The 26603-nt window shown below is 60.5% G+C and carries 18 protein-coding genes; 5 read left to right on the top strand and 13 right to left on the bottom strand.

Going from position 1 to position 26603, the window contains the following annotated elements; genetic code table 11:
* The 6 genes from narJ to E4656_RS11700 form a co-directional block, all read right to left on the bottom strand.
* Positions 1 to 744: a nitrate reductase molybdenum cofactor assembly chaperone gene (gene narJ / locus E4656_RS11725; RefSeq protein ID WP_135483465.1), complete on the bottom strand. Its 744-nt coding sequence runs from the start codon at positions 742 to 744 to the stop codon at positions 1 to 3.
* Between the two features lie 3 nt (positions 745 to 747).
* Positions 748 to 2283, bottom strand: a complete 1536-nt coding sequence (narH, locus tag E4656_RS11720; RefSeq protein ID WP_135483464.1) for a nitrate reductase subunit beta — start codon at positions 2281 to 2283, stop codon at positions 748 to 750.
* Between the two features lie 70 nt (positions 2284 to 2353).
* Positions 2354 to 6097 carry a nitrate reductase subunit alpha gene (locus E4656_RS11715; protein WP_135483463.1) on the bottom strand — a complete coding sequence of 1248 codons (3744 nt, stop codon included), beginning with the start codon at positions 6095 to 6097 and terminating at the stop codon, positions 2354 to 2356.
* A 333-nt stretch (positions 6098 to 6430) separates the two neighbouring features.
* Entirely contained in the window at positions 6431 to 7921 is a 1491-nt protein-coding gene (locus tag E4656_RS11710) for an MFS transporter (RefSeq protein ID WP_135483462.1), read from the bottom strand.
* Between the two features lie 54 nt (positions 7922 to 7975).
* On the bottom strand, positions 7976 to 8434 hold the full coding sequence (locus E4656_RS11705) for a universal stress protein (RefSeq protein ID WP_135483461.1): 459 nt from the start codon (positions 8432 to 8434) through the stop codon (positions 7976 to 7978).
* A 55-nt stretch (positions 8435 to 8489) separates the two neighbouring features.
* The gene (locus E4656_RS11700; RefSeq protein WP_135483460.1) at positions 8490 to 10079 is read right to left on the bottom strand and encodes an MFS transporter; all 1590 of its coding nucleotides are present in this window, start codon (positions 10077 to 10079) and stop codon (positions 8490 to 8492) included.
* A 159-nt stretch (positions 10080 to 10238) separates the two neighbouring features.
* Here E4656_RS11700 and E4656_RS11695 point away from each other — a divergent pair, with 159 nt between their 5' ends.
* Both E4656_RS11695 and E4656_RS11690 read left to right on the top strand, forming a co-directional pair.
* Positions 10239 to 10640, top strand: coding sequence for a SirB2 family protein (locus tag E4656_RS11695; protein WP_135483459.1), 402 nt, complete (start codon positions 10239 to 10241; stop codon positions 10638 to 10640).
* A 1-nt stretch (position 10641) separates the two neighbouring features.
* A complete protein-coding gene (locus tag E4656_RS11690) occupies positions 10642 to 11844 on the top strand; it encodes an NnrS family protein (protein WP_135483458.1) in 1203 nt (400 codons plus the stop codon).
* 69 nt (positions 11845 to 11913) lie between these two features.
* Here E4656_RS11690 and E4656_RS11685 read toward each other — a convergent pair whose 3' ends face one another.
* From E4656_RS11685 to E4656_RS11670, 4 genes are all read right to left on the bottom strand, one after another.
* A complete protein-coding gene (locus E4656_RS11685) occupies positions 11914 to 12363 on the bottom strand; it encodes an Rrf2 family transcriptional regulator (RefSeq protein WP_135483457.1) in 450 nt (149 codons plus the stop codon).
* 154 nt (positions 12364 to 12517) lie between these two features.
* Positions 12518 to 14101 carry a SpoVR family protein gene (locus E4656_RS11680; RefSeq protein WP_135483456.1) on the bottom strand — a complete coding sequence of 528 codons (1584 nt, stop codon included), beginning with the start codon at positions 14099 to 14101 and terminating at the stop codon, positions 12518 to 12520.
* Complete coding sequence (locus tag E4656_RS11675; RefSeq protein WP_135483455.1) at positions 14098 to 15375, bottom strand: YeaH/YhbH family protein; 1278 nt, start codon at positions 15373 to 15375, stop codon at positions 14098 to 14100. Before E4656_RS11675 ends, E4656_RS11680 begins: the two co-directional genes overlap by 4 nt.
* A gap of 213 nt (positions 15376 to 15588) precedes the next feature.
* Positions 15589 to 17511, bottom strand: a complete 1923-nt coding sequence (locus tag E4656_RS11670) for a PrkA family serine protein kinase (protein WP_135483454.1) — start codon at positions 17509 to 17511, stop codon at positions 15589 to 15591.
* A gap of 456 nt (positions 17512 to 17967) precedes the next feature.
* On the opposite strand from E4656_RS11670, the gene E4656_RS11665 reads away from it, so the two are divergent.
* Together E4656_RS11665 and E4656_RS11660 are read left to right on the top strand one after the other, a co-directional pair.
* A complete protein-coding gene (locus E4656_RS11665) occupies positions 17968 to 19428 on the top strand; it encodes a 1-acyl-sn-glycerol-3-phosphate acyltransferase (protein WP_135483453.1) in 1461 nt (486 codons plus the stop codon).
* The gene (locus E4656_RS11660; RefSeq protein WP_135483452.1) at positions 19425 to 20366 is read left to right on the top strand and encodes a GNAT family N-acetyltransferase; all 942 of its coding nucleotides are present in this window, start codon (positions 19425 to 19427) and stop codon (positions 20364 to 20366) included. The genes E4656_RS11665 and E4656_RS11660 overlap by 4 nt, the downstream gene beginning before the upstream one ends.
* 15 nt (positions 20367 to 20381) lie before the next feature.
* Here the strand turns inward: E4656_RS11660 and E4656_RS11655 are convergent, their stop codons facing one another.
* The gene (locus tag E4656_RS11655; RefSeq protein WP_135483451.1) at positions 20382 to 22703 is read right to left on the bottom strand and encodes a glycosyl hydrolase family 65 domain-containing protein; all 2322 of its coding nucleotides are present in this window, start codon (positions 22701 to 22703) and stop codon (positions 20382 to 20384) included.
* 149 nt (positions 22704 to 22852) lie between these two features.
* On the opposite strand from E4656_RS11655, the gene moeA reads away from it, so the two are divergent.
* Positions 22853 to 24130 carry a molybdopterin molybdotransferase MoeA gene (gene moeA, locus E4656_RS11650; RefSeq protein WP_135483450.1) on the top strand — a complete coding sequence of 426 codons (1278 nt, stop codon included), beginning with the start codon at positions 22853 to 22855 and terminating at the stop codon, positions 24128 to 24130.
* Here the strand turns inward: moeA and E4656_RS11645 are convergent.
* Positions 24096 to 25019 carry a TPR end-of-group domain-containing protein gene (locus E4656_RS11645; protein ID WP_205849191.1) on the bottom strand — a complete coding sequence of 308 codons (924 nt, stop codon included), beginning with the start codon at positions 25017 to 25019 and terminating at the stop codon, positions 24096 to 24098. The two genes, moeA and E4656_RS11645, sit on opposite strands and share 35 nt — an antisense overlap.
* Entirely contained in the window at positions 25007 to 26476 is a 1470-nt protein-coding gene (locus E4656_RS11640; protein WP_135483449.1) for an aspartate kinase, read from the bottom strand. The genes E4656_RS11645 and E4656_RS11640 overlap by 13 nt, the downstream gene beginning before the upstream one ends.
* Positions 26477 to 26603 lie beyond the last annotated feature (127 nt).

Here is a 26603-nt window from a genome sequence, read left to right as displayed (position 1 = left end):
CTATCCGTCAGTCCGCTCGGGCGCCGGGTACGCCTGAGCACCGGAAGCCGGCATATTGATGGGCATGTACTGGTCACGCCGTTGTTGTTCGCTGGGGCGGTGGCGTCCACTGCTGCAGGCGCTGTCGGGCGCCTCGTCACCGCCGAAGGTGACTTCGGCCTCTTCCCATTCCTTGTCCAACGCTTCGCTGGTGTAATCCGGGGCTTCCTCGGCAGCCTGCTGGCGGATATCCGCCAGCGGCACAGTTGCTTCGGAGACTTCCAGCAACGCATGGAACAGGGGCGCGTAGGGGCTTTCCCGTTCTTCCAGGCGGCAGGCGACCAGGGCCAGAATATGCGCCACCTCCTGCAGGCCGGCTTTCAGGTTGTTCTCTCCCTGCGTGGACAGAAATTCCAGATAGAGCGGCAGGTAATCCGGCAGCTCTTTCTCGTCGAGCTCCAGCCCAGCCTCGTGGTACTGATTGAGCAGGTCGACCATGGCCTGACCGCGGTCACGGGACTCGCCGTGCACATGCTCGAACAGATGCAGGGAGACGGAACGGCCGCGTTCGAACAGGCCGTCATACTCGGTCTGCCAGTCGATCAGGCGCTGCCCGGTGACATGGTCGACAAAGGCGTCCAGCCCCTTCCGGGTGGCCGCCTTCACCGGCAGGTCCAGCAGCAGATCCCGCAGTTCGTCGGCGTGGTCGAGCAGTTCCTGCGTGGGGTAATCCAGGCAGCGTGAAAGCAACAGTATCTGACGCATGGGTTACTCCTTCAGGGTCACGGGAATGACTTTGCGCACCGCCGGCTTGTTGCCGCCGAACAGGCTGACGTCGGAATCACCGTCGCTGCAGCCGTTGCCGAACGAGAAGCCGCAGTTGCCCTTCACGTCATAGGCCTGTTCGGCATAGGCGCGATGGCTGGTCGGGATCACGAAGCGGTCTTCATAGTTGGCCAGGGCCATGTAGCGGTACATGTCCTCGACCTGGTGCGCGGTCAGTCCGACCTGCTCCAGCACGGCCAGATCTTCTTCCTGCTCCACCTGCTGCGAGCGCTTGTAGGAGCGCATGGCGATCATCCGTTCCAGAGCGCGGATCACCGGAGCTTCATCGCCGGCGGTCAGCATGTTGGCCAGATAGCGCATGGGAATGCGCAGTGACTTCAGGTCCGGCATGTTGCCGTTCTTGCCTACATGGCCAGCCTCGGTGGCCGACTGAATCGGTGACAGGGGCGGTACATACCAGACCATGGGCAGCGTGCGGTATTCCGGGTGCAGTGGCAGGGCCACCTTCCAGTCCACGGCCATCTTGTAGACGGGTGACTGCTGGGCGGCATAGATCCAGTTGTCCGGAATACCTTCCTGCTTCGCGGCTTCGATCACTTCCGGGTCGTTGGGGTCCAGGAAGATGTCGAGCTGGGCTTCGTACAGATCCTGCTCGTTTTCCACACTGGCGGCGGCTTCGATGCGGTCGGCATCATAGAGCAGCACGCCCAGATAGCGGATGCGGCCGACGCAGGTCTCCGAGCACACGGTCGGCTGGCCGACCTCGATGCGCGGATAGCAGAAGGTACACTTCTCGGACTTGCCGCTCTTCCAGTTGAAGTAGATCTTCTTGTAGGGGCAGGCCGAGACGCACATGCGCCAGCCGCGGCACTTGTCCTGATCAATCAGCACGATGCCATCCTCTTCCCGCTTGTAGATGGCGCCGGAGGGACAGGCGGCCACACAGGTCGGGTTCAGACAGTGCTCGCACAGGCGCGGCAGGTACATCATGAAGGTGTTTTCGAACTGGCCGTAGATGTCCTTCTGGATCACCTCGTCGAAGTTCTTGTCCTTCTTGCGCTTCTCGAACTCGGTACCGAGAATTTCTTCCCAGTTCGGGCCCCATTCGATCTTTTCCATGCGCCGACCGTCGATCAGCGAGCGCGGCCGGGCGACCGGCTGGTGCTTGCTGTGCGGGGCGTTGTGCAGGTACTCGTAGTCGAAATCGAACGGCTCGTAATAGTCGTCGATCACCGGCATGTCGGGGTTGGCGAAGATATTGGCCAGAATGCGCAGCTTGCCACCCATGCGGGGCTGGATCTTGCCGTTTTTCAGCCGCTTCCAGCCGCCGTTCCAGCGGTCCTGGTTTTCCCATTCCTTGGGAAAGCCGATGCCGGGCTTGGTCTCCACATTGTTGAACCAGGCGTACTCCATGCCTTCGCGCGAGGTCCAGACGTTCTTGCAGGTGACTGAACAGGTATGGCACCCGATGCATTTGTCCAGGTTCAGTACCTTGCCGATTTGTGCTCTTACTTTCATGTTCTTCTCCAGTGAATGCGGCGATACAGGCGCGTGGCGGCCGGGAGGGGTGTGCCTGCCTGGCTCCCAATCATTCAGTATCCAGCCAGTCGACTTTGCCCATCTTGCGCACCACCACGAATTCATCGCGGTTCGCGCCAACAGTCCCGTAGTAGTTGAAGCCATAGGATTGCTGGGCATAGCCCCCGATCATGTGGGTCGGCTTCATGACCGCTCGGGTCACGGAGTTGTGAATGCCACCCCGGGTGCCGGTCAGTTCGGAGCCGGGCACATTCACATGCTTCTCCTGGGCGTGGTACATCATGGCCGAGCCCTCGGCGACCCGTTGCGAGACCACTGCCCGCGCGGCGATGGAGCCGTTGACGTTGAAGGCTTCGATCCAGTCGTTGTCTTCAATGCCGGCAGCCTTGGCGTCCGTTTCACTGAGCCAAATGATGGGCCCGCCGCGTGACAGCGTCAGCATCAGCAGGTTGTCGGTGTAGGTACTGTGAATGCCCCATTTCTGGTGCGGCGTCAGGAAGTTCAATACCACTTCCTTGTGGCCGTTCTGGTTCTGTTCCAGCACCGGTTGAATGGTTTTCAGGTTGACCGGTGGCTTGTAGACACAGAGCGTCTCGCCGAAGTCGCGCATCCACTCGTGATCCTGATAGTACTGCTGGCGGCCGGTGATGGTGCGCCAGGGGATCAACTCATGCACATTGGTGTAGCCGGCGCTGTAGGAGACATGCTCGTCTTCCAGACCGGACCAGGTGGGCGAGGAGATGATCTTGCGCGGCTGGGCCACCACATCGCGGAAGCGGATTTTCTCGTCTTCCTTCGGCCGTGCCAGATGGGTGTGGTCGCGCCCGGTATGCTTGGACAGGGCCTCCCAGGCCTTGACTGCCACATGGCCATTGGTCTCGGGTGCCAGTGACAGGATGACTTCACAGGCGTCGATAGCCGAATCGATGCGCGGCCGCCCCTGATTGGCGCCCTCTTCAAGGTGCGTGCGGTTCAGCTTACCGAGGAATTCGACTTCTTCCTTGGTATCCCAGCTGATGCCCTTGCCGCCATTGCCCAGGGTATCGAGCAACGGCCCCAGCGAGGTAAAGCGAGCATAGGTATTGGGGTAGTCCCGCTCGACCGGAATGATGTTGGGCATGGTCTTGCCGGGAATGGCTTCGCACTCGCCCTTCCACCAGGCTTTCACCTCGTAGGGCTGGGCCAGTTCAGCCGGCGAGTCATGCTGCATGGGCAGGGTGACCACGTCGGTCTCCTTGCCCAGGTGGCCTGCACAGACCTCGGAATATTTCTTCGCCAGCCCCTTGAAGATGTCCCAGTCGCTGCGGCTTTCCCAGACCGGGTCCACGGCTTCGGTGAGCGGGTGAATGAAGGGGTGCATGTCGGAAGTATTCAGGTCGTCCTTTTCGTACCAGGTGGCCGTCGGCAGCACGATGTCCGAGTACAGACAGGTGGTCGACATGCGGAAGTCGATGGTGACCCAGAGATCGACCTTGCCTTCCGGGGCTTCGTCGCGCCATTGCACATCCTGCGGACGGCCCACATCGGCGTCGCCCAGTTCCTTGCCGAGCAAACCGTGGCGAGTACCCAGCAGGTGGCGCAGCATGTATTCGTGGCCCTTGCCACTGGAGCCCAGCAGGTTGGAGCGCCAGACAAAGAGGTTGCGCGGGAAGTTCTGCGGGTTGTCCGGATCTTCACAGGCGAACTTGAGGTCGCCGGATTTCAGTTGCTGGACCACATAGTCTTTCACCTCCATGCCGGCCTTGTCGGCGGCCGCTTTCAGGTGCAGCGGGTTGGTGCCAAGCTGCGGCGCGGACGGCAACCAGCCCATGCGCTCGGCACGGGTGTTGTAGTCCAGCATGCTGCCGGTCCACTTGGACTTGTCGGCCAGCGGTGAAATGACCTCTTCCATACCCAGTTTCTCGTAACGCCACTGGTCCGAGTGGTTGTAGAAAAACGAGGTGCTGTTCATGTGCCGTGGCGGACGCGCCCAGTCGAGGCCGAATGCCAGCGGCAGCCAGCCGGTCTGCGGACGCAGCTTCTCCTGCCCTACATAGTGGGCCCAGCCACCGCCGCTCTGCCCGACACAGCCACACATCATCAGCATGTTGATCAGGGCCCGGTAGTTCATGTCCATGTTGTACCAGTGGTTCATGCCAGCACCGACAATGATCATGGAGCGACCGCGCGTCTTGTTGGCGGTATCGGCGAACTCGCGGGCAATGCGAATGACATCCTCGCGCCGCACCCCGGTGATGGGTTCCTGCCAGGCGGGGCTGTAGGGCACGTCGTCGTCAAAGCTGGTGGCGCAGCCATCGTTCTCGATGCCCTGGCTGACGCCATAGTTGGCCAGTGTCAGGTCATAAACTGTGGTGACTATGGCTTCGGAGCCGTCTTTCAGCTTGACCTTGCGCACCGGCAAACGGCGCTTCTGCAGTTCATCATGGTCGGTGTGCTGGAAGTAGCCATACTCGTGCTTCTTGCCACCGAAATAGGGAAAGGCCACTTCGGCGATGTCGTCATGGTGGTCCTTCAGACCCAGCAGCAGGTTCTTTTCTTCACCTGTGGTGCCATCGCGGTTTTCCAGGTTCCACTTGCCCCGCTCTTTATTTTCTGCTGAAGGCTCCCCCCACCGGTAGCCGATGGCGCCATTGGGCGAGGTCAGCTCGCCTTCTTCGGTGATGGCGATGGTTTTCCAGTCCGGGTTGTTGTCCTGCCCCAGGTTGTCGACCAGATCGGCGGCGCGCAGGAAGCGGTCCTGATGCAGTACACCGTCTTGCTCTTTCAGCATGACCAGCATCGGGAAGTCGGTGTAGCGGCGAGCGTACTCGGTGAAGTACTCGCTTGGCTTGTCGATGTAGAACTCTTTCAGGATGACATGACCAAAGGCCATGCCCAGCGCCGCATCCGTACCCTGCCGGGGTGACAGCCAGGTATCACCGAACTTGGAGGCTTCGGAGTAGTCAGGGCAGATGGTGACGGTCTTGGTGCCCTTGTAGCGCACCTCGGTCAGGAAGTGGGCATCCGGTGTGCGCGTCTGCGGCACATTGGAACCCCACATCATGATGTAGGCGGAGTTGTACCAATCAGCGGATTCCGGCACGTCGGTCTGCTCACCCCAGGTCTGCGGCGAGGCGGGTGGAAGGTCGCAGTACCAGTCATAGAAGCTGAGGCAGTTACCGCCAATCAGCGACAGGTAGCGCGCCCCGGCCGCGTAGGACACCATGGACATGGCCGGAATCGGCGAGAAGCCAGTGACGCGGTCCGGGCCATAGGTCTTGGCGGTATAGATGTTGGAAGCCACAATCAGCTCGTTGACCTCGTCCCAACTGGCGCGCACAAAGCCACCCTTGCCGCGGCGAGCCTTGTACTCTTTGGCCTTGGCCGGGTCTTCGACGATGGAGGCCCAGGCATCGACCGGGTCCTTGTGTTCGGCACGCGCCTGCTGCCAGATTTCCATCAGGTAGCCACGCATCTTGGGGTACTTGAGGCGGTTGGCGCTGTAGATGTACCAGGAGAAACTGGCGCCACGGGCACAGCCACGGGGTTCGTGGTCGGGCAGGTCCGGGCGGGTGCGCGGATAGTCGGTCTGCTGGGTTTCCCAGGTGACCAGACCGTCCTTGACGTAGATCTTCCAGCTGCAGGAGCCGGTACAGTTCACGCCGTGGGTGGAGCGCACCACCTTGTCGTGCTGCCAGCGCCGTCGGTAGCCGGCTTCCCAGGATCGGTTTTCTTCTGTCGTGACGCCGTGTGAATCGGAGAACTCCGTTTTCTTCTGTTTGAAGAAGCGCAGGTTGTCCAGAAAATGACTCATCTTTTGTGTCTCCTGGTCCTGTATCTCACCCCAGGGTGAGTGCAGGTTTCTAGTGTCGGATGCTGGTGACCACTGTAGGAAAATCAACAGCAAGTAACCTTGATCCAAGTCAATTTATGCATCTAAATTGCTACTTATAAATGGGTACTACTCGTTCGGAGCCTTGTGCCAACCTTCCGTCGCCAAGCTCGGGCACATGCCTGTGAGACACGCAAAAAACGTCATCCCTGACAGCTCGGTTACGGCCATCCCTGGCCGCAAACGGTCTCACAGTGCATGTACCCGGCAGGCGACTCGAATCAGCGTCGCCCGGTTCCGAGGAGGCAGCACAGGTCACCCCTGGGCCTTGACGTCCTGCTCTGCAATCTGCCGATCCACCGACGAGATGTAATATTCATCGGCAAAGCCGGATTCAGGCTCCTTGAGCCAGATCAGGCAGATCACCCAACTGGCAAAGGCGCCGCCGGCAATGATGAAAAAGAACTGGGTCGGGGTGACAAAAGTGAAGATGAACAGGTACACCACCGCCCCCACATTGCCGTAGGCCCCGGCCATGCCGGAGATCTGGCCGGTCAGACGACGCTTGATCGACGGGATGATGCCGAAGGTGGCGCCTTCCGCGCCCTGCACGAAGAAGGACGTAAACATGGTGATGGCAATAGCGATGATCAGCGGCCAGGACGAGTTCAGCAGCCCCATCAGCACAAAGCCGATACCGATACCGAACATGTAGCTCAGCATCACGAAACGCCGATTGCCCATACGGTCGGATACCATGCCGCCCATGGGCCGGGCTATCAGATTCACGAAGGCGAACGAGGCGGCGATCATGCCGGCAGCCGCCGCGCCCAGCCCCCAGGTCTGTTCGAAGAACATGGGCAGCATCGACACCACGGCCAGTTCGGCGCCAAAATTCGCAAAGTAGGTGCTGTTCAGCGCCGCCACACTGTTGAACGGATACTTGTCGTCTTCCGGTACGCCCTTCTTGAGCAGCGGCACATTGACGCGCAGAATCTGCACCACCTGATAGATCACCACGGCCGCAATGGCGGCATAGCAGATCAGGGCACCCATGGGCGTGATATAGCCCATGTTCTCGATGCGCCAGACCAGTATGGCCAGCACCCCGATCATGGGAATGGTCCACAGAATCAGCTTGATCAGATCGTTCCAGGTGCTGACTTCCAGTGCCATCGCCTTGCGGGGCTTGCGGTGGGCTTTCTCGTCCGGTCCATCGGTGATGGCAAACCAGTAGTAGACACCATAGCCAGCCATGACAAAGGCACTCTGGCCAATGGCCCAGCGCCAGCCGTCGTCGCCGCCATACAGGGTCAGGGCGATGGTGGGCAGCGTCATGGCCGCAGCGGCGGAGCCGAAGTTGCCCCAGCCGGCGTAGAAGCCTTCGGCAAAGCCGATGTCCTTGGGCTTGAACCAGAGGGCCGTCATGTGGATACCGACCACGAAACTCGCGCCGATGGAGCTCAGTATCAGGCGTGACACCAACAGTTGCGTCATGGTGTTGCCGAAGGCGAACGTCAGCGCCGGGATCGACATCAGGATCATCAGAACAGAAAACACCCGGCGGGGGCCGAAGCGGTCCAGCGCCATGCCCACGATAATGCGCGCTGGGATGGTCAGCGCCACATTGACGATGGCAAACAGGCGGATGTCGTCCTGGGTCAGCCAGTCCATGCTGCGCAGCATGCTGGTGGCCAGCGGTGCCATGTTGAACCAGACATAGAAGGTGATAAAGAATGCAATCCAGGTCAGATGCAGTGCCTTGATCTCGGCATTTCTGAACCGGAAAACGTCAGCGACTTTCATGTCGGCCTCCGAAGGTGAGGAAATGAAATCGGTGTGCTCAAGCCCGCGTACATATCAGGGGCTCGGCAGGATGAGCAGCGGGCATTCAACCCGGCGCGCCAGAAAGGAACTGACGCTGCCGAAGGTCATGTAGTCCAGCTCATCCACGAAATAGGTCAGGGAGTTGGCAATAATGCCGCCGTCCGGCTGATGACTGTGTCTGGCGATAACCAGCAGGTCTGGCTCGTATTTCTGCGTGGCGCGCCACAGCATCTTGCGGGCATCACCCTCCACCAGCACCTTCTCCGCCTTGACGCCCTCGTTCTTTGCAAACGCCAGTGCCTCGTCCAGGAACTGTTCGAGTTCCCTGAACTCCTCCTGGAACATGTCCTCGTTGGCATCGGTGATGTCGCGCGGGTTCTCGGCCACGGCTACCAGGCGCAGGTGCGGATCCAGCTTGCGAAACATGCTGATGGTCTGGGCCAGACCCAGCTTGGCGTTACGGGAACCGTCATAGGCCAGCATGATGTTCATGATCAGTGTCTCCTTGGCAGGGTCGCCTGCCGGAAAGCAGGCGACCGTTTGTTCTTCAGGGGTTTTTGACGTAGGCGTTCTTGCGCAGGTAGAACCACCAGTTGACGATCAGGCAGAGCGCATAGAAGACAGCAAAACCGTACATGGCGAGTTCCGGGGTGCCAGCTTCAATCTGCGCACCCATCAGATTCGGCGCAATGAAAGCGCCATAGGCTGCAACAGCTGAGGTCCAGCCGAGCACCGGGCCCTTCTGGTGCTGATCGAAAATCACGCCGATGGTGCGGAAGGTGGAGCCATTACCGATGCCGCTGGCGGCGAACAGAATCACAAACAGGATCATGAAGATCGGGAACAGGCTGTTCGGGTCAGTCGAGTTGTAAGCCTGCATCATGATCCAGCCGGTGATGGCAGAGGCAAAGACCATGATCACCGATATGACCTGGGTGACGATGGAGCCGCCCACCTTGTCGGAGATCCAGCCGCCGATCGGACGGATCAGGGCGCCGACAAAGGGCCCGATCCAGGCCCAGGTCAGGGCACTGGGGGCATCCGGGTTGGCCACCCGGGTCATGCTGCCGTCGGCGCCGACTTCCATCATGCTGCCGAAGATGACATTGATGGACAGCGGCAGCGCGGCCGAGAAGCCGATAAAAGAGCCGAAGGTCAGGATATAGAGCACGGTCATGGACCAGGTGTGCTTGTTGGAGAAGATGGCGAACTGCTTCTGGATGTTCGGCTTGATGGCACCGGGGATCATGCGCAGCGCAAACAGCGTCAGCAGGATGGTCAGCGGCACGGCCACCCACATGTTGAGCCAGACCAGCGCCAGCATACCGATGATGCTGGTCACACCACCCACGGCATACAGCCCCATAATCTTGCCGAAGGCCTGTACTGGTGTACCCGGATCAGGCGTGATTGGGCGCAGATTATTCATGCCGAACCAGCCCAGAATGGCCAGCGGAATCAGGAACACCAACCAGATAAACCCGGCATTCTGAATCCAGGTCTCGGTGCCGGCCTCAATGCGGCCGATCAGGGTGCCGCTGGCACTCTGCAATTCCATGGAGCCCCCGGCAATGGCGCCGAACAGGCCCACGGTCATGACCAGTGGAATCAGGACCTGCATGGTGGTCACACCGAAATTGCCCAGACCGGCATTCATGCCCAGGGCATAGCCCTGCTGCTTTTTCGGAAAGAAGGTGCTGATGTTGCTCATGGAGGCGGCGAAGTTGCCGCCGCCGATACCGGACAGCAGCGCCAGCGCCTGAAAGACCCACAACGGGGTGTCCGGGTTCATCAACGCCACCCCGGTTCCGAAGGCCGGCACCATCAACAGGGCCGTGGTCAGAAAAACCGTATTGCGCCCGCCGGCGATGCGGATCATGAAGGAGGCGGGGATGCGCAGCGTGGCGCCGGAGAGGCCGGCCAGTGCGGTCAGCGTGAACAGCTCCCCTACCGAAAACGGAAAGCCCAGATTCTGCATCTGGGTGGTGATCATGCCCCACATCATCCAGACCGCGAAACCCAGCAGCAGACTGGGTATGGAGATCCACAGATTGCGGTTGGCAACGGCTTTGCCTTCCTTTTCCCAGAATCCCGGGTCTTCGATCTCCCAGGTATGAATATCGGCATTGCGGCGCATGGCGGCCCTCCTGAATTGGACTGCATAAAGCATCATTTTTCAGGGGACAGTATGTCTTCAGCAGTTGCTGGACTTATTGATGCAGGTCAATTAATGCAGGGCCAATACCTCTTTTTAATGATGTATCATGACTGCATCTTTATAAGGAGCCTGATGCCGATGAGTTGGTACCTGCCACTGAAATACCTGCATATCGCTCTGGCCCTGCTCAGCCTGAGCAGCTTCATGTTGCGCTGGTTCTGGATGGCCCGAGGGTCAGCCTGGTTCAATCATGCCCTGACCCGGCGCCTGCCACACATGATCGATACCGCCTTTCTGCTCAGCGGCATCATTCTCGCCGTTGCCATCAGCCAGTACCCCTTTGTGCATGACTGGCTCACCGCCAAGGTGCTGGGTCTGGTGCTCTATATCCTCTTCGGCACCCTGGCGCTGAAACGGGCACCCAATCTGATCTGGAAAACCTTCTTCTTTGTGCTGGCGCTGGCGACCTTCGCCTACATTGTGGGCGTGGCTCGTAGCTGGAACCCGCAGAGCTGGCTGATTTACCTGGCTGGAGACTAACATGAACGAACCATCAAACCCCGCGCTCAGACGCCTGTTCTGGCTGTTTGCCTATCCGTTCCGGATCTTCTTTGTGGTCGGGTCGCTGTGGGCGGCTCTGGTAGTGATCCTCTGGTTGCTGGCCTATCAGGGTGCCCTGCAACTGCCCCTGGCTCAGCCGGCCATTCACTGGCACGCGCATGAGATGATTCACGGGGTGACCAGCGCCATGATTGCCGGCTTTCTGCTCACAGCGCTGGCCAACTGGACCGGCATACCCGCCATCAGGGGCTGGGCGCTGGGCGCCCTGTTCGGCCTGTGGCTGGCCGGTCGCCTGACGGGCCTGGTATCGGCCGGTCTGCCGGCAGTATGGGTATGGCTGGCGACGCCATTGTTCTATCTTGTGGTCGCTGGTCTGGCGACGCGGGATCTGGTCCGCGCCCGCAACACGCGCAACATTCCCATGCCGCTGATACTCTGCCTGCTCGGCGGAGCCAGTGGTCTGATGGTCCATGGCAGCCTGAACTGGCAATGGACGCTGGTGCAGGTCGGCACCGGGCTGAGTCTCTATGTACTGCTGCTTCTGATGTCGGTGATTGCCGGACGCATTACCCCCGCATTCTCGTCCAACTGGTTGCGCATGCACGGACGCCGCTTTGACGATGTCCGGCGGCTGCCAGCGCTGGACTGGAGTGCGCTGGCGGTGCTGGTGCTGTTGGCCGTGGCCGATCTGGGCGGCGCTGAGCCCCTGCTGATAGGCGTGCTCGGACTTGCGGCCGGCGCCCTGCACCTGGCCCGTCTGTGGCTATGGCGCGGCTGGCGGGTGGCCGGTGAACCGCTGTTGTGGATTCTGCATCTGGGGTATCTCTGCCTGGCGCTGTCACTGGTGGCTCGGGGTGCCCTGGTGTGGTTCAACTGGCCACTGTCGCTCTGGTATCACCTGATCGGTCTGGGGGCCATGGGCATATTGTTTGTCGGGGTCATGACCCGGGTGGGACTGGGCCATACCGGCCGGCCACTCAGGCTGCCGGTACTGGGACTGGCGATCTATCTGGTGATGCTGGCGGCGCTGATCGCCAGACTGCAGACACTGCTGCTGCCGCAGTTGGGTTATGGCACCGGGCTGATTGCCGCTGGCGTGTTCTGGATGCTGGCCTTTGTGCTGTTTCTGGTGGCCTATATGCCGATTCTCACCGCACCCCGGCCGGACGGGAAAGCGGGTTGAGAAGCGTATACCCCGCGCGCGATTGGCACCATGCGTGGCCAAGGGCCACAGCCTGCAGGTCGTGCCCCTTCAGGCGGCAACGGTGGGTATGCGAATCGCCAGCAGGCGGGCCAGTTGCTGTTCGTTGTGCAGAATATCGGCCAGGGTGTAGCGGTCCAGCACGGCCAGAAAGGCCTGCAGAGCCTCATTGAGCACACCCGCCAGCGAACAGGCATGCTGCAGGCGGCATTCACAGTTCTCCTGAAAGCACTCGACAAGATTCATGTCGGGTTCCATTTCCCGCACCAGTCGGCCGAGCACAATCTGGTCCGCCGGTACTTTCAGGCGCAGGCCGCCATTCTTGCCGCGCACGCCATCCAGGTAACCACGGGACACCAGCCGGTTGGCGACCTTCATCAGATGATTGCGCGAAATATCATAGGTATCGGCCACATCGGCAATGGTGGACAACTGATCGCGGCGCAGGGCTACGTAGATCAGCGTGCGCAGTGCATAGTCGGAGAAGCGGGTCAGTTGCAACGGAATAACCTCGGATGTACTGAGATATCAGACAAACAGCATCCTGATTATACCCAATAATAGGTATAACTGAAGGCATGATGCATCAAGAAGGCGCCAATCCGGTATTCAATATACCAAATTGGCACCTCCTACCGCAGCAGAGCAGCCGGGATCAGAGGAATTTCTGCGGGTCTTCGCCTTCGGCACCGTGATGCAGGCCTTCTTCGGTGCAGTGGTATTCCTTGATGACCTGCTCATTGTCAAAGGAATACAGGTGCACATCGAAACTCCACAGCCGCCGCAGGTGTTTCAGAACCTCGTCGGCATCCTCGTTCAGCGGCTTGTTGTTGTCGCGCACATGGTGCAGCGTCAGGGAGCGGTCGCCTTCCACGTCGACGTCTACAACCTGCAGATTGGGCTCGCGGCTGGCCAGGTTGTACTGATTGCCCAGCATCTGACGAATGCGTTGATAGCCCCGACCATCATGGATCGCAGCCACTTCATACTCCAGCGACTCTTCCTGGTCGAAAATGGCGAAGAAGTGGAAATCACGAATCACCCTGGGTGACAGATACTGCTGGATAAAGCTCTCGTCCTTGAAGTTCTCCATGGCGAAATGCAGGGTTTTCAGCCAGTCACTGCCGGCAATATCCGGAAACCACTCGCGGTCTTCGTCATCCGGGTCTTCGCAGATGCGGCGCAGGTCCCGGAACATGGCAAAACCCAGCGCATAGGGGTTGATGCCGGAATAGTAGGGAGCATCAAACGGCGGCTGAAAGACCACCTTGGCATGGTTGTCGAGGAACTCCATCATAAAGCCGTCGGTGACCAGGCCACGATCATAGAGCTCGTTCATGATGGTGTAGTGCCAGAAGGTGGCCCAGCCTTCGTTCATGACCTGGGTCTGGCGCTGCGGATAGAAATACTGCGCCATCTTGCGCACGATACGCACAATTTCCCGCTGCCAGGTCGGCATGATGGGGGCGTGCTTTTCAATGAAGTAGAGCAGGTTTTCCTGCGGTTCCTGCGGGAAGCGACGCCGTTCGCGCTGCTGCTGTTTCTCCTCCGACACCGGAATGGTACGCCACAGCAGATTCAGCTGCTGCTGCAGGTACTCCTCGCGCTCTGCCTGTCGGTTGGCCTCCTCGGCAGCAGAGATCGGTGACGGGCGCTTGTAGCGGTCAACACCATAATTCTGAATGGCATGGCAACTGTCCAGCACCTGTTCCACTGCTTCGACACCGTATTTCTGTTCACAGCGAGTGACGTACTCGCGTGCAAACACCAGATAGTCGATGATGGCGGAAGCGTCGGTCCAGGAGCGAAACAGGTAGTTGTTCTTGAAAAAGGAATTGTGCCCGTAGCAGGCATGCGCAATTACCAGCGCCTGCATGGTGATGGTGTTCTCTTCCATCAGGTAGGCAATGCAGGGGTTGGAGTTGATCACGATCTCATAGGCCAACCCCATCTGCCCGCGCTGATACCCCTGCTGCGTCTGCAGAAACTGCTTGCCGTAGGACCAGTGATGGTAGCCCAGCGGCATGCCTACCGAACTGTAGGCATCCATCATCTGTTCGGAACTGATCACCTCGATCTGGTTGGGATAGGTATCGAGCCCGAAATCGGCGGCTATCTCGGCGATATGCCGGTCATATTCCCGGATCAGCTCGAAATCCCAGTCGGAACCCCGAGAAATGGGTTCTCTGGCGCGCGGCCGGTCAGCCCCAGCCCCCGGTCGAGTTGATGATACAGTCATGCGGCTTCTCTCCTCTGGAACAGTTCGCGGAACACCGGGTAGATCTCGGCCTGATCCAGAATCTGTGCCATGGCAAATGCTTCACGGTACTGGGCCTGTACATCCTCGTAGGCGTACCAGAGATCCTGATGGTCGCGCGGGCTGATCTCGATATAGGAGTAGTAGTTGACCTTGGGCATGATCTCGTTCATCAGCAGTTCCCTGCAGACCGGCGAATCATCGCCCCAGTTGTCGCCGTCCGAGGCCTGTGCGGCGTAGATATTCCAGGCTGCAGTAGGATAGCGATCACGGATGATGTCCTGCATCAGCCGCAGCGCGGAGGACACTATGGTGCCACCGGTCTCCCGGCTGTAGAAAAACTCTTCTTCGTCCACTTCCTTGGCACTGGTGTGGTGACGAATAAAGACCACTTCGATGGTCTGGTAGTTGCGGCGCAGAAACAGATACAGCAGCAGGAAAAACCGCTTGGCGATGTCCTTGGTGTTCTGGGTCATGGAGCCCGAAACGTCCATCAGGCAGAACATGACGGCCGCACTGGAAGGCACCGGGTGCTGCTCGTGGCGGTTGTAGCGCAGATCAAAGTCGTCGATAAACGGCAGCTTGCGCAGTTTCAGCCGCAGTTCGGCGGCCTCGGCTTCCAGCTTGCTGCGCTTGCGCTCGGTGGTTTCGCTGGTGCCCTTCATCTTTGCCAGTTGGGCTTCAATCTCTCGCAGCCGACGCTTCTTGCTGCCACCCAGCGCGATACGACGAGCATGGGCGTTTTTCAGTGAGCGCACCACATTGATGTTGGCCGGCACGCCCTCGGTACTGTAGCCGGCGCGGTGGCGCTCGAATTCCTGCGACTTTTTCAGGTCCTTGCGCACCATGTTCGGCAGCGCCAGGTCATCGAACAGAAACTCCAGAAATTCGTCCTGACTGATGTAGAAGGTGAAGTCGTCCAAGCCTTCGCCATCCTTGCTGGCCTGGTTGCCCTTGCCCTGCCCCTGGCCGGCCTGCGGCTTGCGAATACGGTCACCCTCGACGAACTCCCGGTTGCCGGGATGCACCAATTCCCGGTTACCGCCCTGGCCGTGACCAACCACGGGCTCATGCAGGTCCTTGCCCGGGATGCTGATCGACTCGCCCTTTTCCATGTCGGTAATGGATCGCTTGTTGACGGCATTGTTCACCGCCGCCTTGACGTGCTTGCGGTAACGGTCGAGAAAGCGCCGCCGGTTGACGGCACTCTTGTTTTTGCCATTCAGTCTGCGATCAATCACATAGCTGTTGATCATGGTGACCTCTTTGGTTACCTGTCTGTTCTGCCTGTCCCGCCGTCTTCACCATGGCTGCCAGCGCAAACCCCGACGCAGGTGCCTGTGTCAGTGCCGAGCTGTTTCAGACACGCCGTATACCCATCCCTGGGGGCTCGACAGCGGCGTCCATGCCGCTGAACGGTCTTCAACACCCCGACACTGCCCCGGCACTGGCACCACCAGCGCCTCGGGTCACTGGTACTTGCGCACCCGCAGATACCATTCGGAGAGCAGCCGCACCTGCTTCTCGGTATAACCGCGATCCACCATCCGGTCCACAAAGTCCTTGTGCTTTTTCTGGTCTTCCTTGGAGGACTTCGGATTGAACGAAATGACCGGCAACAGGTCCTCGGTGTTGGAGAACATCTTCTTCTCGATCACGGCGCGCAGCTTCTCGTAGCTCTGCCAGTTCGGATTTTCGCCGTTGTTGTTGGCCCGGGCCCGCAACACGAAATTCACGATCTCGTTGCGGAAGTCCTTGGGGTTGCTGATGCCGGCCGGCTTTTCGGTTTTCTCCAGCTCTTCGTTGAGCGCCTGGCGGTCCAGCATCTCGCCGGTTTCCGGGTCACGGTATTCCTGATCCTGAATCCAGAAGTCGGCATAGGTGACATAGCGGTCAAAGATGTTCTGGCCATATTCGGAATAGGATTCCAGATAGGCCGTCTGAATCTCCTTGCCGATGAACTCGACATAATCCGGCGCCAGATACTCTTTCAGGAAGGTGATGTACTGGTCGTGCACTTCCTGCGGGAACTGGGCCTGCTCGATCTGCTCTTCCAGCACATAGAGCAGATGTACCGGGTTGGCCGCCACTTCCGAGGCATCGAAGTTGAACACCTTGGACAGAATCTTGAAGGCAAAACGGGTCGACAACCCGGTCATGCCCTCGTCGACTCCGGCCGCATCACGGTATTCCTGAATGGACTTGGCCTTGGGATCGGTATCCTTCAGGCTCTCACCGTCATAGACCCGCATCTTGCTGTAGATACTCGAGTTTTCCGGCTCTTTCAGGCGTGACAGCACGCTGAACTGGGCCAGCATGCGCAGAGTGTCCGGGGCACAGGGCGACTCGCGCAGAGAAGAGTTTTCCAGCAGCTTGCGATAGATCTGGACCTCCTCGGTTACGCGCAGGCAATAAGGCACCTTGACGATATAGATGCGGTCCAGGAAGGCTTCGTTGTTGCGGTTGTTCTTGAAGGTATGCCACTCGGATTCGTTCGAGTGCGCCATGATGGTACCGCTGAACGGTATAGCCGACATGCCCTCGGTGGCGTTGTAGTTGCCTTCCTGGGTTGCTGTCAGCAGCGGATGCAGCACCTTGAGCGGTGCCTTGAACATCTCCACGAACTCCATCAGACCCTGGTTGGCCTTGCACAGCGCGCCGGAGAAGGCATAGGCATCCGGGTCATGCTGCGGAAATTCTTCCAGCTGGCGGATGTCCACCTTGCCCACCAGAGACGAAATGTCCTGGTTGTTCTCGTCGCCGGGTTCGGTCTTGGCAATGGCAATCTGATCGACAATGGACGGATACAGCTTGACCACCCGGAACTGCGAAATGTCACCGCCATACTCGTGCAGACGCTTGATGGCCCAGGGCGACATGATGCCGCGCACATAGCGCGGCGGAATGCCGAACCGTTCCTGCAGGATGTCGGCATCTTCCAGCGGATCAAACAGATTGAGCGGGCTTTCGAATACCGGCGAGCCCTTGATGGCGTAAAAGGGTACATGCTGCATCAGCAGCTTCAGCCGCTCGGCAAGCGAGGACTTGCCGCCGCCCACCGGGCCCAGCAGGTACAGAATCTGTTTCTTCTCTTCCAGTCCCTGAGCCGCATGCTTGAAGTAGCTGACCACCTGTTCGATGGGCTCTTCCATGCCGTAGAAATCATCGAAAGCCGGGTAACGCTTGATGACCTTGTTGCTGAAGATCCGGCTCAGCCGAGAGTCTCTGGAGGTATCAATGACCTCGGGCTCGCCAATGGCCTTCAGCATCCGTTCCGGTGCTGTGGAGTAGGCCATCGGGTCCTCCTTGCAGAGCTCCAGATACTCCTGCAGCGAATATTCTTCGTGTTTTCTGGCCTCATAGCGGCTTTTGAAATGATTGAAGATATCCATACGAACCCCTGAGTTGACCTGACCAAATCGAGTTAGGCATTGGATGACGTCGGATCAACATGTGATCTCGGACCATCCTGAAGGAGGTACGTTGCAGTCCCTTGGGTGGGCCGGTGAACAGGGCCCTGAGTTCGACGTTGCGCGCGAATAGTAAGGGGCGCGACGGGCAACCTTTCTGTGGCGAGGTTGCCTGACTGGCGTGCACCTCCATCCCTGCTGCCTTCAGCAAAGCCCGTATCGGGCTTTCTATTACGAGTGTAGTCCAGAGGCGTGCAAAACAAAGCAAGAACTTTGTTTTTACATTCTCTGACGCTTCCATGCTGCCTACACGACAAAAATCTTTCGCCCAGACCCCGGCAACGCTTACCGGCACTTCCCTGTGGACCACAGCGCGGAACTTTCGAGGCCGGACTCTGTCACACCTGACATGATACCCATATTACAGGACCTGTTGTCATGCCCCGAATGCGGTGCAGCCCACTGATCGAAGAAAACCTGGTGTTTCTGCAACAGCTGGCCAGCCTGCTCGACCGCCTCCGTGATTCCGAGTACGCGCCACCCGAGGCCGGTGACCAGACCATAGGTCGCCATGTACGGCATGTGCTGGCCCACTACCACTGCCTGCTGGCGGCTCTGCACGACCCCAGCCATCGCACCGTCCCGCTCGATTATGAGCAACGCCATCGAGACCGCAGACCGGAACAGTCAGTGGCGGTCGGCCGGGAGGCTCTGGCCAGCCTGCAGAACAGGCTCAGGCGCCTTGGTGCAAGCACTCTGCCTGAGCACCTGACTGTCGCCTACCCCTGCGACGCCGATCTGGACCCGGCCACAGACGCGGCAGCAGACCCGCTGAACCTGCCGCTGCCTTCTTCGCCAGAGCGCGAACTGGCCTTCCTGTCCAGCCATACGGTGCATCACCTGGCGCTGATCGGCCATCTGGCAACACTGTCAGATGTCGAAGTCCCCGCCTCATTCGGTGTGCATCCCTCCACATTACGCCACCAACGACGCGTGCAGACAACCCCGACAGATGCTCCCGCTGCACGCGGTACAGGCCCCATCGACGTATGTGCCCTGCTGGCGGAGAAGAATCCGGCGCTCTACCAGCGCCTGCCCCGCTGGGCAATGCCGCTGCTGCGCTGGGTGGTGAACGAGCGGGCCCTGAACACGGGCCTGCAGCAGTTTCGGCATACACCCTGCCGCGCCTTCCCCGGCGCCGTGCGGGTCCATCTGGGGGTCTCTGCGCAGACGCGGCCGATGTCGCGGCCATTGCCAGCGCCGAAATCGAGACCGGTATTTGTGGCCAACCACCCCACCGGCGGTTTTGACGGTGTGCTGATGCTGGACTGGCTGCTGCAACACTACGACGAGGTCAGGGTGGTCGTCACGGATGCGTTGATGAGCATTCCGCAGATGCGCCCCTTCCTGGTGCCGGTGGACCGCTATCGGCGCAGTCGCTGGTCCACGCTTAACCTGAAGTCGGCATTCGCCGGCGACGCGGCACTGCTGGTATTTCCCGCCGGTCGAACCGGGCGCACGCAGGACCGCCGGGTAGAGGAATTTCCCTGGCAACGCATGCCGGTCACCCTGGCCCGTGAATATGGCCGGACTCTGGTGCCGGTGCATATCGAGGGCCACCACTCGCGCCGTTTCAACCTGACAGCCGCCCTGCGCCGGCGTCTGGGCCTGGCGCTGAATCTGGAAATGCTGTGGCTGTCACGGGATTTCCTCAATCCGTCCTGTCGGCAGTACAGCCTGACGGCGGGCTCGCCCATAGACCCCGCCACCCTGCTCGAAGCCGGCGCCACCGATAGCGAGCGCCTGCACTGGCTGCGCCGGCGCTACGACAGCCTGGCCGCCGACACCCGCACCAAACCACACCAGCATGGCAACGCCCAACAGGAGGTGACCCCATGACCACCACACTCGCCAGCCCCCGACCCAGCGAGACTGCAACCGACCCCTGGCTGCCCGCAGTCGCCGAGGTTGCGGCGGAACTGGGCTCCCGCCAGCCCCTGACGCACATGCGCTCACTGGAAATACACAGCTTCTACGGTGACGAATGTCCACACACACTGCGCGCCATCGGGCGCCTGCGCGAGATTGGCTTTCAGGCCGTCGGTGCGGGCCGGGGCGAGCCGCTGGATCTGGATGCACTGGACCGGGGACCGGGCTGCTATGGACAGCTGCTCGCCTGGGACCCGCAGCAGCAGGAGATTGTCGCCCTGTACCGCTATCAACTGGGGGCCAGAGCCGCCACCTTCGGCGATGGCTGCCTGCGCACGCGCACCCTGTTCGACTACAGCCCCGAGTTCCGGGAGGTGATGCTGCCATTCGCCATTGAACTGGGGCGTTCGGTGGTCAACCGAGCCGCGCGCCGGCAGAGCCTGGGCTTTTTTGCCATCTGGGCCGGGCTTGGCGCCCTGCTGCGAACTCACCCAGAGTGCCGGTACTTTTTCGGCAATGTGTCTCTGTACCAGAGCATGCAGAGTTCGGCGCGGGATCTGCTGATCCGCTGGCTTGAACACCACTATGGCCCCGGGACACCCCTGTTGGCGGCACGCCAGGGCCTGGGCTATCAGCCTGCAGAGGACAACTCACCGGTACCGGCGGCGGTGGCACCAGGCGCTGATGATACACCCGAAAACAGAATTGCTCGGCTGCGCGAACTCATGGCCGCCGCAGGCGAGCGCATACCACCGGTCATGCAGTCCTACATGGCGCTGTCGAACCAGATCTGGTGCGGTCAGACCGTCCTTGATGCCGACTTCGGGGATGCGCTCGAAATCGGCATTATCGTGCCGGTGGCCACCATCAACGACAGCGTGCGCCAGCGTTTCATCGACCGCGACTGAACGCCGAAGGAGGGTTCAGGCGAACAGCGTTTCGGTGCTGCCCGGGGTGACGTCGAGCTGCTGCTGACCCACGACAACAGGCACGGCGGCTTGGTTGGCCGCGGCAGCGCTGACGGTTACCCCGCCTGCGTCTATGGTCACCTCCAGATGGTTGTCGCGGAAGGCCAGCGGAAAACTGAACTGCTGCCAGCGCGCCGGCAGATGCGGCGCGAAATGCAGCGCACCGTCATGAATCTCGAAGCCGGCGAAGCCGCGCACGATCACCTGCCAGATGCCGCCGCAGGCGGCCGTGTGAATGCCACCCAGAAAGGAACCCCCACTCATCACCTTCTTGCTGCGGCTGTACAGGTCGATGGTGGCGGCCTCCATGAAATAGCGCCAGGCTTCGTCCTGCAGGCCGGCCTTGGTGGCGATCAGTGCATGCACTGACGGGCTCAGAGAGGAGCCATGCTCGGTGCGCGGCTCATAGTATTCGTAGTTGGCCCGCATCACCGCGGGCGAGAAATCATCAAGCAGGGCAAACAGCTGCAGCAGATCGGCCTGCTTCAGCACCTGGGCGTGCACGGCAACACCATTGGGCCAGCCCCAGTACTCGCCGGGGTCGATCAGCCTTTGGCGCAACTCGGCCGGGGTGGTGTCTTCGAGCCCGAAGAAGCCGTCGAACTGCTCGATCAGGCCGGTGTCGGCATCCGGCTGCGGCAGATAGAGCCGGTGCAAAATATCCCGCCAGTAGCTCAGTTCCTCGTCGGTCAGACCGATGCGCGCGCGCAGTGCCCGCAGTTGCTCCGGCGCCCGCTGCTGCATCTGCTCGTACAGCACCAGCGCCCGGTCCACGGCAAAGTGGCTCAGATAGAGGGTGTAGGCATTGTTGTCGACATTCTCGTGGTACTCGTCCGGCCCCAGCAGACGGATCAGCTCATAGCGGTCCAGATCCACCCGCAGGTGCACCCGGGAACCGATAAAGCGCGCGATCTCGAAGGCGATCTCGGCGCCGCAGCGCTCGATGAAGTCCCAGTCACCGGTGGCGTCATAATAGAGCCAGAGCGCATAGGTGATATCCGGCGAGATATGGATCTGCCAGCAATTGAAGTGGTTGCGGATCGGGCGGCCGGTCAGCACATCGGTAAAGAAGAAATCCGGAAACAGCTCATCGCCAGTCTTGCCACTGGTCCAGGCATAGAAGGCACCGCTGTAACCCAGGCGCTCGGCCTTGCGCCGGGCACCGTCCAGGGTGTCGTAGCGGTACTCCAGCAGGTGGCGCGCCAGCTCGGGCTGGGTGTACAGGTACATGGGCAGGTTGAAGGTTTCCTGGTCCCAGAACGCAGCCCCCTGATAGACCTGACAGGACAGCCCCCTGGCCCCCACCGGCAGGCGGGCATGCGACGGCGTGTGAATGATGTTGTGGAACACATTGAAGCGCGCCAGCAGCTGTGATTCCAGGTCACCCTCGATGCGGATGTCGCTGACCGCCCACATGCGTTCCCAGCACTGGCGATGCGCCGCCAGCAGCGCTTCGAAGCCCTGGTCCCGTGCCCGTTCCACGCAGGCCAAGGCACCGGCCTGCGAGTCTGCCACGCCATTGCTGTGCTGTACGCTGGCGAATTTCTCGAAGGTGATTGTGTCACCGGCGCGCAACCGGAAGGTCATCTCGCGCAGTACCCGGCGCTCCACCTCGCGCACGCTGGCATGCACCGGCACGCTGCCGGTAATGTTCAACCCTTCGGCCACCCGGATCAGGGTGCCCTCTTCCACCGTCACCACATCCATGGCAATCAGGTCCGCAGCGTCGCCCAGGGTATGGGCCTCGGTATGGCGAAAATGCTCGCCGCTGATGCTCCAGACGCGGCCATCGATGCCCGTCAGCACACTGATTTCGGTGTCCTGCTGCGCCGTCACCCGATAGCGCATGGCCAGCAGGTGGATATCGTCATAGCTGGCAAATTTTTCCTCTTCAATGGTGATGGCACCCGGCGCACGACCCTGCCAGGTGGAACGACGCGAGAACAGGCCACAGCGCAGGTCCATGGCGCGCGCGTAATCAGTCGTTGCACCGGCAAAGGCCGACAGGGTCTCGTCGCCCACCCGCACCTGAAAATACAGCGGATTGGGCACATTGCAGAGCTCGGTCAGTCGGCCCGGCTCGGCAGTATCCCAGGTGTCCGCCACCACACAGGCCACATGCTGTTCGGCATCCCACTCGGCCAGCGTGCCCCGATACCCCAGATAGCCATTGCCGATCATGAAATTGCTGCCGGTGGTCACCACCTGTTGCGGATCAAAGGTGCGCTCGTAGAATTCCCAGCCGGTATCGGTGTGAAGTTGATTGCTCAGTTCCATGACGTCTCCGCTCGGATGGCTGCAGTGGCACGCGGTAGGCGGTTGCTGCGCACGGTGCTATGGTAAATGCTTGCTGTGACAGGGCTATGCATTCGATTGCATAACTTCCAGACGCGATTGTACACCAATATTCATTGATAGGAACCGCCATGGCCGCTCAACACCCCATGATGCCCTTTGCCGAGGCGCGCCAGCGCCTGCTGGCTGCGCTCACTCCCTGCACGGAAGGCGAATCCGTGCCACTGCCGGATGCTCTGGGCCGTGTGCTGCAGGCCCCCGTAGAGGCACCCGTCAGCCTGCCACCGGCCGCCAACTCGGCCATGGACGGCTATGCGCTGGCTGCCGGAGATGCCCCCGCCGGGGCCGAGTACGACATTCGGGGTGAGGCGCTGGCCGGCGCACCCTGGAACGGCGCCCTCCGGCCCGGGGAAGCGTTGCGCATCATGACCGGGGCCGTGGTACCGCCCGGGGCGGACCGGGTGATCATGCAGGAGCAGACCGAACAGTCTGCCGACCAGCGCCTGCGGCTGAACACAGAGTGCCCGCCGGGCAACAATATCCGTCCGGCCGGCGATGATGTGACAGCCGGCACCGAGGTGCTGCCGGCCGGGCGGCGCCTGCAGGTCACGGACCTGGCCCTGCTGGGCGCCCTGGGATTGTCGAAAGTCACCGTGGTCCGCCGGCTGCGGGTAGCCCTGCTGGCCACCGGAGATGAACTGCGCCAGGCCGGCGAGACGCTGGCCCCGGGTGACATCTACGAGAGCAATCGGCTGGCGATCAGTCTGCTGCTGCGGCCGTTGCCGGTCGAGATCACGGACCTGGGCATAGTGCGCGACGACCCAACCGCACTGCGCCAATGCATGGCCGGCGCCATGCGGACGCACGATCTGGTGGTGTCGACCGGTGGGGTTTCGGTGGGGGCTGCGGACTATACCCGGGACATTCTACAGGAACTGGGTGACATCGATTTCTGGAAGGTGGCCATCAAGCCGGGCAAGCCGGTGGCCTTTGGTCGCCTGGGCAAGGGCTGGTTCTTCGGCCTGCCCGGCAACCCGGTGTCGGCGCTGGTGACGGCCCATCAGTTGCTGGTACCGGCACTGGGCAAACTCAGTGGTGCGGCGGTAACGGCACCGCTGACGCTGACCGTGCCGGCTGCGGAGCCGTTGCGCAAGAAACCCGGTCGGCTGGATTTTCAGCGTGCCGTGCTGAGCCAGACCGTCTCGGCTGACGGGCGCTGCGAGCACAGTGTGCGCCCGGCTTCCGGACAGGGGTCGCACATGCTGTGGTCCCTGGCCCAGGCCAATGCCTATGCGGTGCTACCCGCCGAAAGCGGTGACATACAGCCCGGCGACCCGGTCACCGTGGTACCGTTCGACCCGGCTCTGGGCTGGTTTACTCCGACGAGTCCTGCAACTGCGGCAGAATGACCTGCAGCACCTGCTCGCTCTGGGCTTCTTCCAGATAGGACTCGTTGAGCGAAATCGCCTTGTGCAGCGACTGGATGGCCTCCTCGGTACGCTCCATCATGGCATAGGCGCAGGCCAACTGATAATAGGCATGGGCATAGTCCCGGTCGGCCCCCAGTGCGAGCTGACAGAGGTTGATGGCCCACTGCGGTTCGTTCAGATCCAGCACGGCATCGGCCTTGTAGGTCAGCGCCTCGGCATCGCGCGGACGAATGGCCAGAATCTGGTCATAGATGGAAATCCGCGTCGGAATGCTGCGCTCCTGACTGGCGCGCAGCCAGAGCGCATGAATCTCGTTGGTACGCTCGATCTCGTCGGCATTCACCTCGATGCGCTGACTGGTGCTCTTGAGATCCTGCTCCAGGTCGGCCAGACGCTGCTCATACTGCTGAATCACCTGACCAATCTCGGCCTTGGCCTGCTTGCGCACCGACAGTCGGATATCGCGCAGTGATTTCCAGCCGGCAATAATCAGTACCGAAGACGCCGCCGCAATCAGATAGAAGAAATAGGTGACAGTGTCCGTGGTGTAGGACATGGCCCGGTCCATGGTGTTCAGTTGACGGTCGGTCAGTTGCTCGGTCATCCGTACCTGGGTCTGCGCCAGTTCCAGGCGCAGACTGCGGATTTCATCGAGCAGATAGCGCTCCACAAAGGGGGTGTAGAGCGGTTCATCAAGCTGTTCGATGTGCTCGCGGACTTGCTGATCACCCTCTGGCGGCTGGTAGAGACTGCTGTCCAGTTCCAGCCCACCGCCGGGCGCCATGTCCTGTCCCAGAACGACACTGGCCGCCCCGAAGGCGGCCAGTAGCGTCATCGCAGAGAACAGTTTCCCTGTCAGGCTGCGCATATGGCGTACTCATGATTATGTGGTTCGATAAGTGCTCCGTGAAGTGCCTTCACGGACTCTACGTACTTATCTTCTTCCACAATAATCTGAATGTCCACCTGTCGCATACCCTGGTGAATAGCCAGTACATTGATCTCCCGGTCAGCCAGCGACTTCACGGTCTTGGCCAGCAGTCCGGTGACTTCCATATCGCTGCCGATGGCCGACACCACCGCCACCTTCTTGGAGGTGATCTGTGCCGACGGAATGCGTTCGCTGAAGTTGTCGGCGACTTTCTTGGCCGTCTTCAGGCTGCAATCGACGTAGGCCGTCAGCGTGTTGGCGTTGGAATCCCGCCCGAGTACACGCAGCTTGAAGCGCTTGATCATGTCCTGCAGGCGCTCTTCATAGCGCGAACGGTCACCGACCATGTCCTGATCGAAGATCTGGATCGCCAGCAGGTGTGGCTGGCCGGCAATGATTTCCACGCGCGGGGTTTCACTGGTGTAGTCACGGGTGATCAGCGTACCGGTATGCTCCGGTTCGAAGGTGTTCTTGACGCGCAGCGGAATATCACGCTGGCGCATGCCCCGGGCCGCCTTGGGGTGAATGGCCTCCATGCCCAGATTACTGAGCTGGTCGGCCACGTCATAGTTGGTGCGCCCGATGGGTACTACCTTGCCATCGCCGACGACTTTGGGGTCGGCACTGCTGAGGTGGTATTCCTTGTGAATGATGGCTTCATCAACATCCATTTCACAGGCAATGGTGGCAAAGGTGATCTCGCTGTAGCCGCGATCGAAGGTGCGCATCAGGCCTTCGGTACAGTGGGCATAGCCGGTGACGATAGACAGTTCACTGTCCGTCTGCACATCCCGGAATGCATCCTGAATGCGCTCGACCAGAGTCAGTTCGCGCTCGTCCCGCCAGCCGGTGAGATCGACAAAACGGGCATTGATGCCCTCGAGCTGCAGCAACTGCGTCATGTTGTAGGCGCTGTGGGCTTCACCCAGCGAGGCCAGCAGTTCACGCACGGTCAGCAGGTGCTCGTCGAGCCGGAAGTGACCATAGCTGCACAGGCGCTGCAGGTCGAGCAGACAGCTGCGTACGCCCTCGACGCGCTCGCGCACAAACTGATCGGCCTGCTGCAACAGCGGCGTGTCTTCGAACAGTTTGGCATTGATCTCGCACAGGTGCTGGCTGACCCGGGTCAGGGCATCACCCCAGGCCCAGTCCGAATCATCATTGGCGAACAGTTCGAAGACACCGGGCTCACCCGTCTTCTTGTGCTCCAGCAGCAGGTTGGTTACCCCGCCATAGGCAGACACGACAAAAATGCGGTTGTACAGGCGGTCCGGATCATACTTGATGATGTTGTCACGCACGGCCGCGTATTCGCTCATCGACGTGCCGCCAATCTTCTCCACACTCAGGCGCTGACTGGCTGATTGCTGTTGCTGGGCAGCTTCTTCACTCATTGCTCTTGGTCCTCCTGGCCACACGCCCCGTTTCCGACCGCGCCTGGCCCATGTGCTTTACTGATCAGGATAGCTCAGCATTCGTTGTTTGGCCTCTGTTGATGGCCTTGCGACTACAAATCAATGA

The sequence above is a fragment of the Natronospirillum operosum genome (assembly GCF_004768465.1).
In the GTDB taxonomy this organism is placed as follows: Bacteria; Pseudomonadota; Gammaproteobacteria; order Pseudomonadales; family Natronospirillaceae; genus Natronospirillum; species Natronospirillum operosum.
The sequence above is the reverse complement of the archived record's forward strand: the minus strand, read 5'-3'. Positions and strand labels throughout refer to the sequence as shown.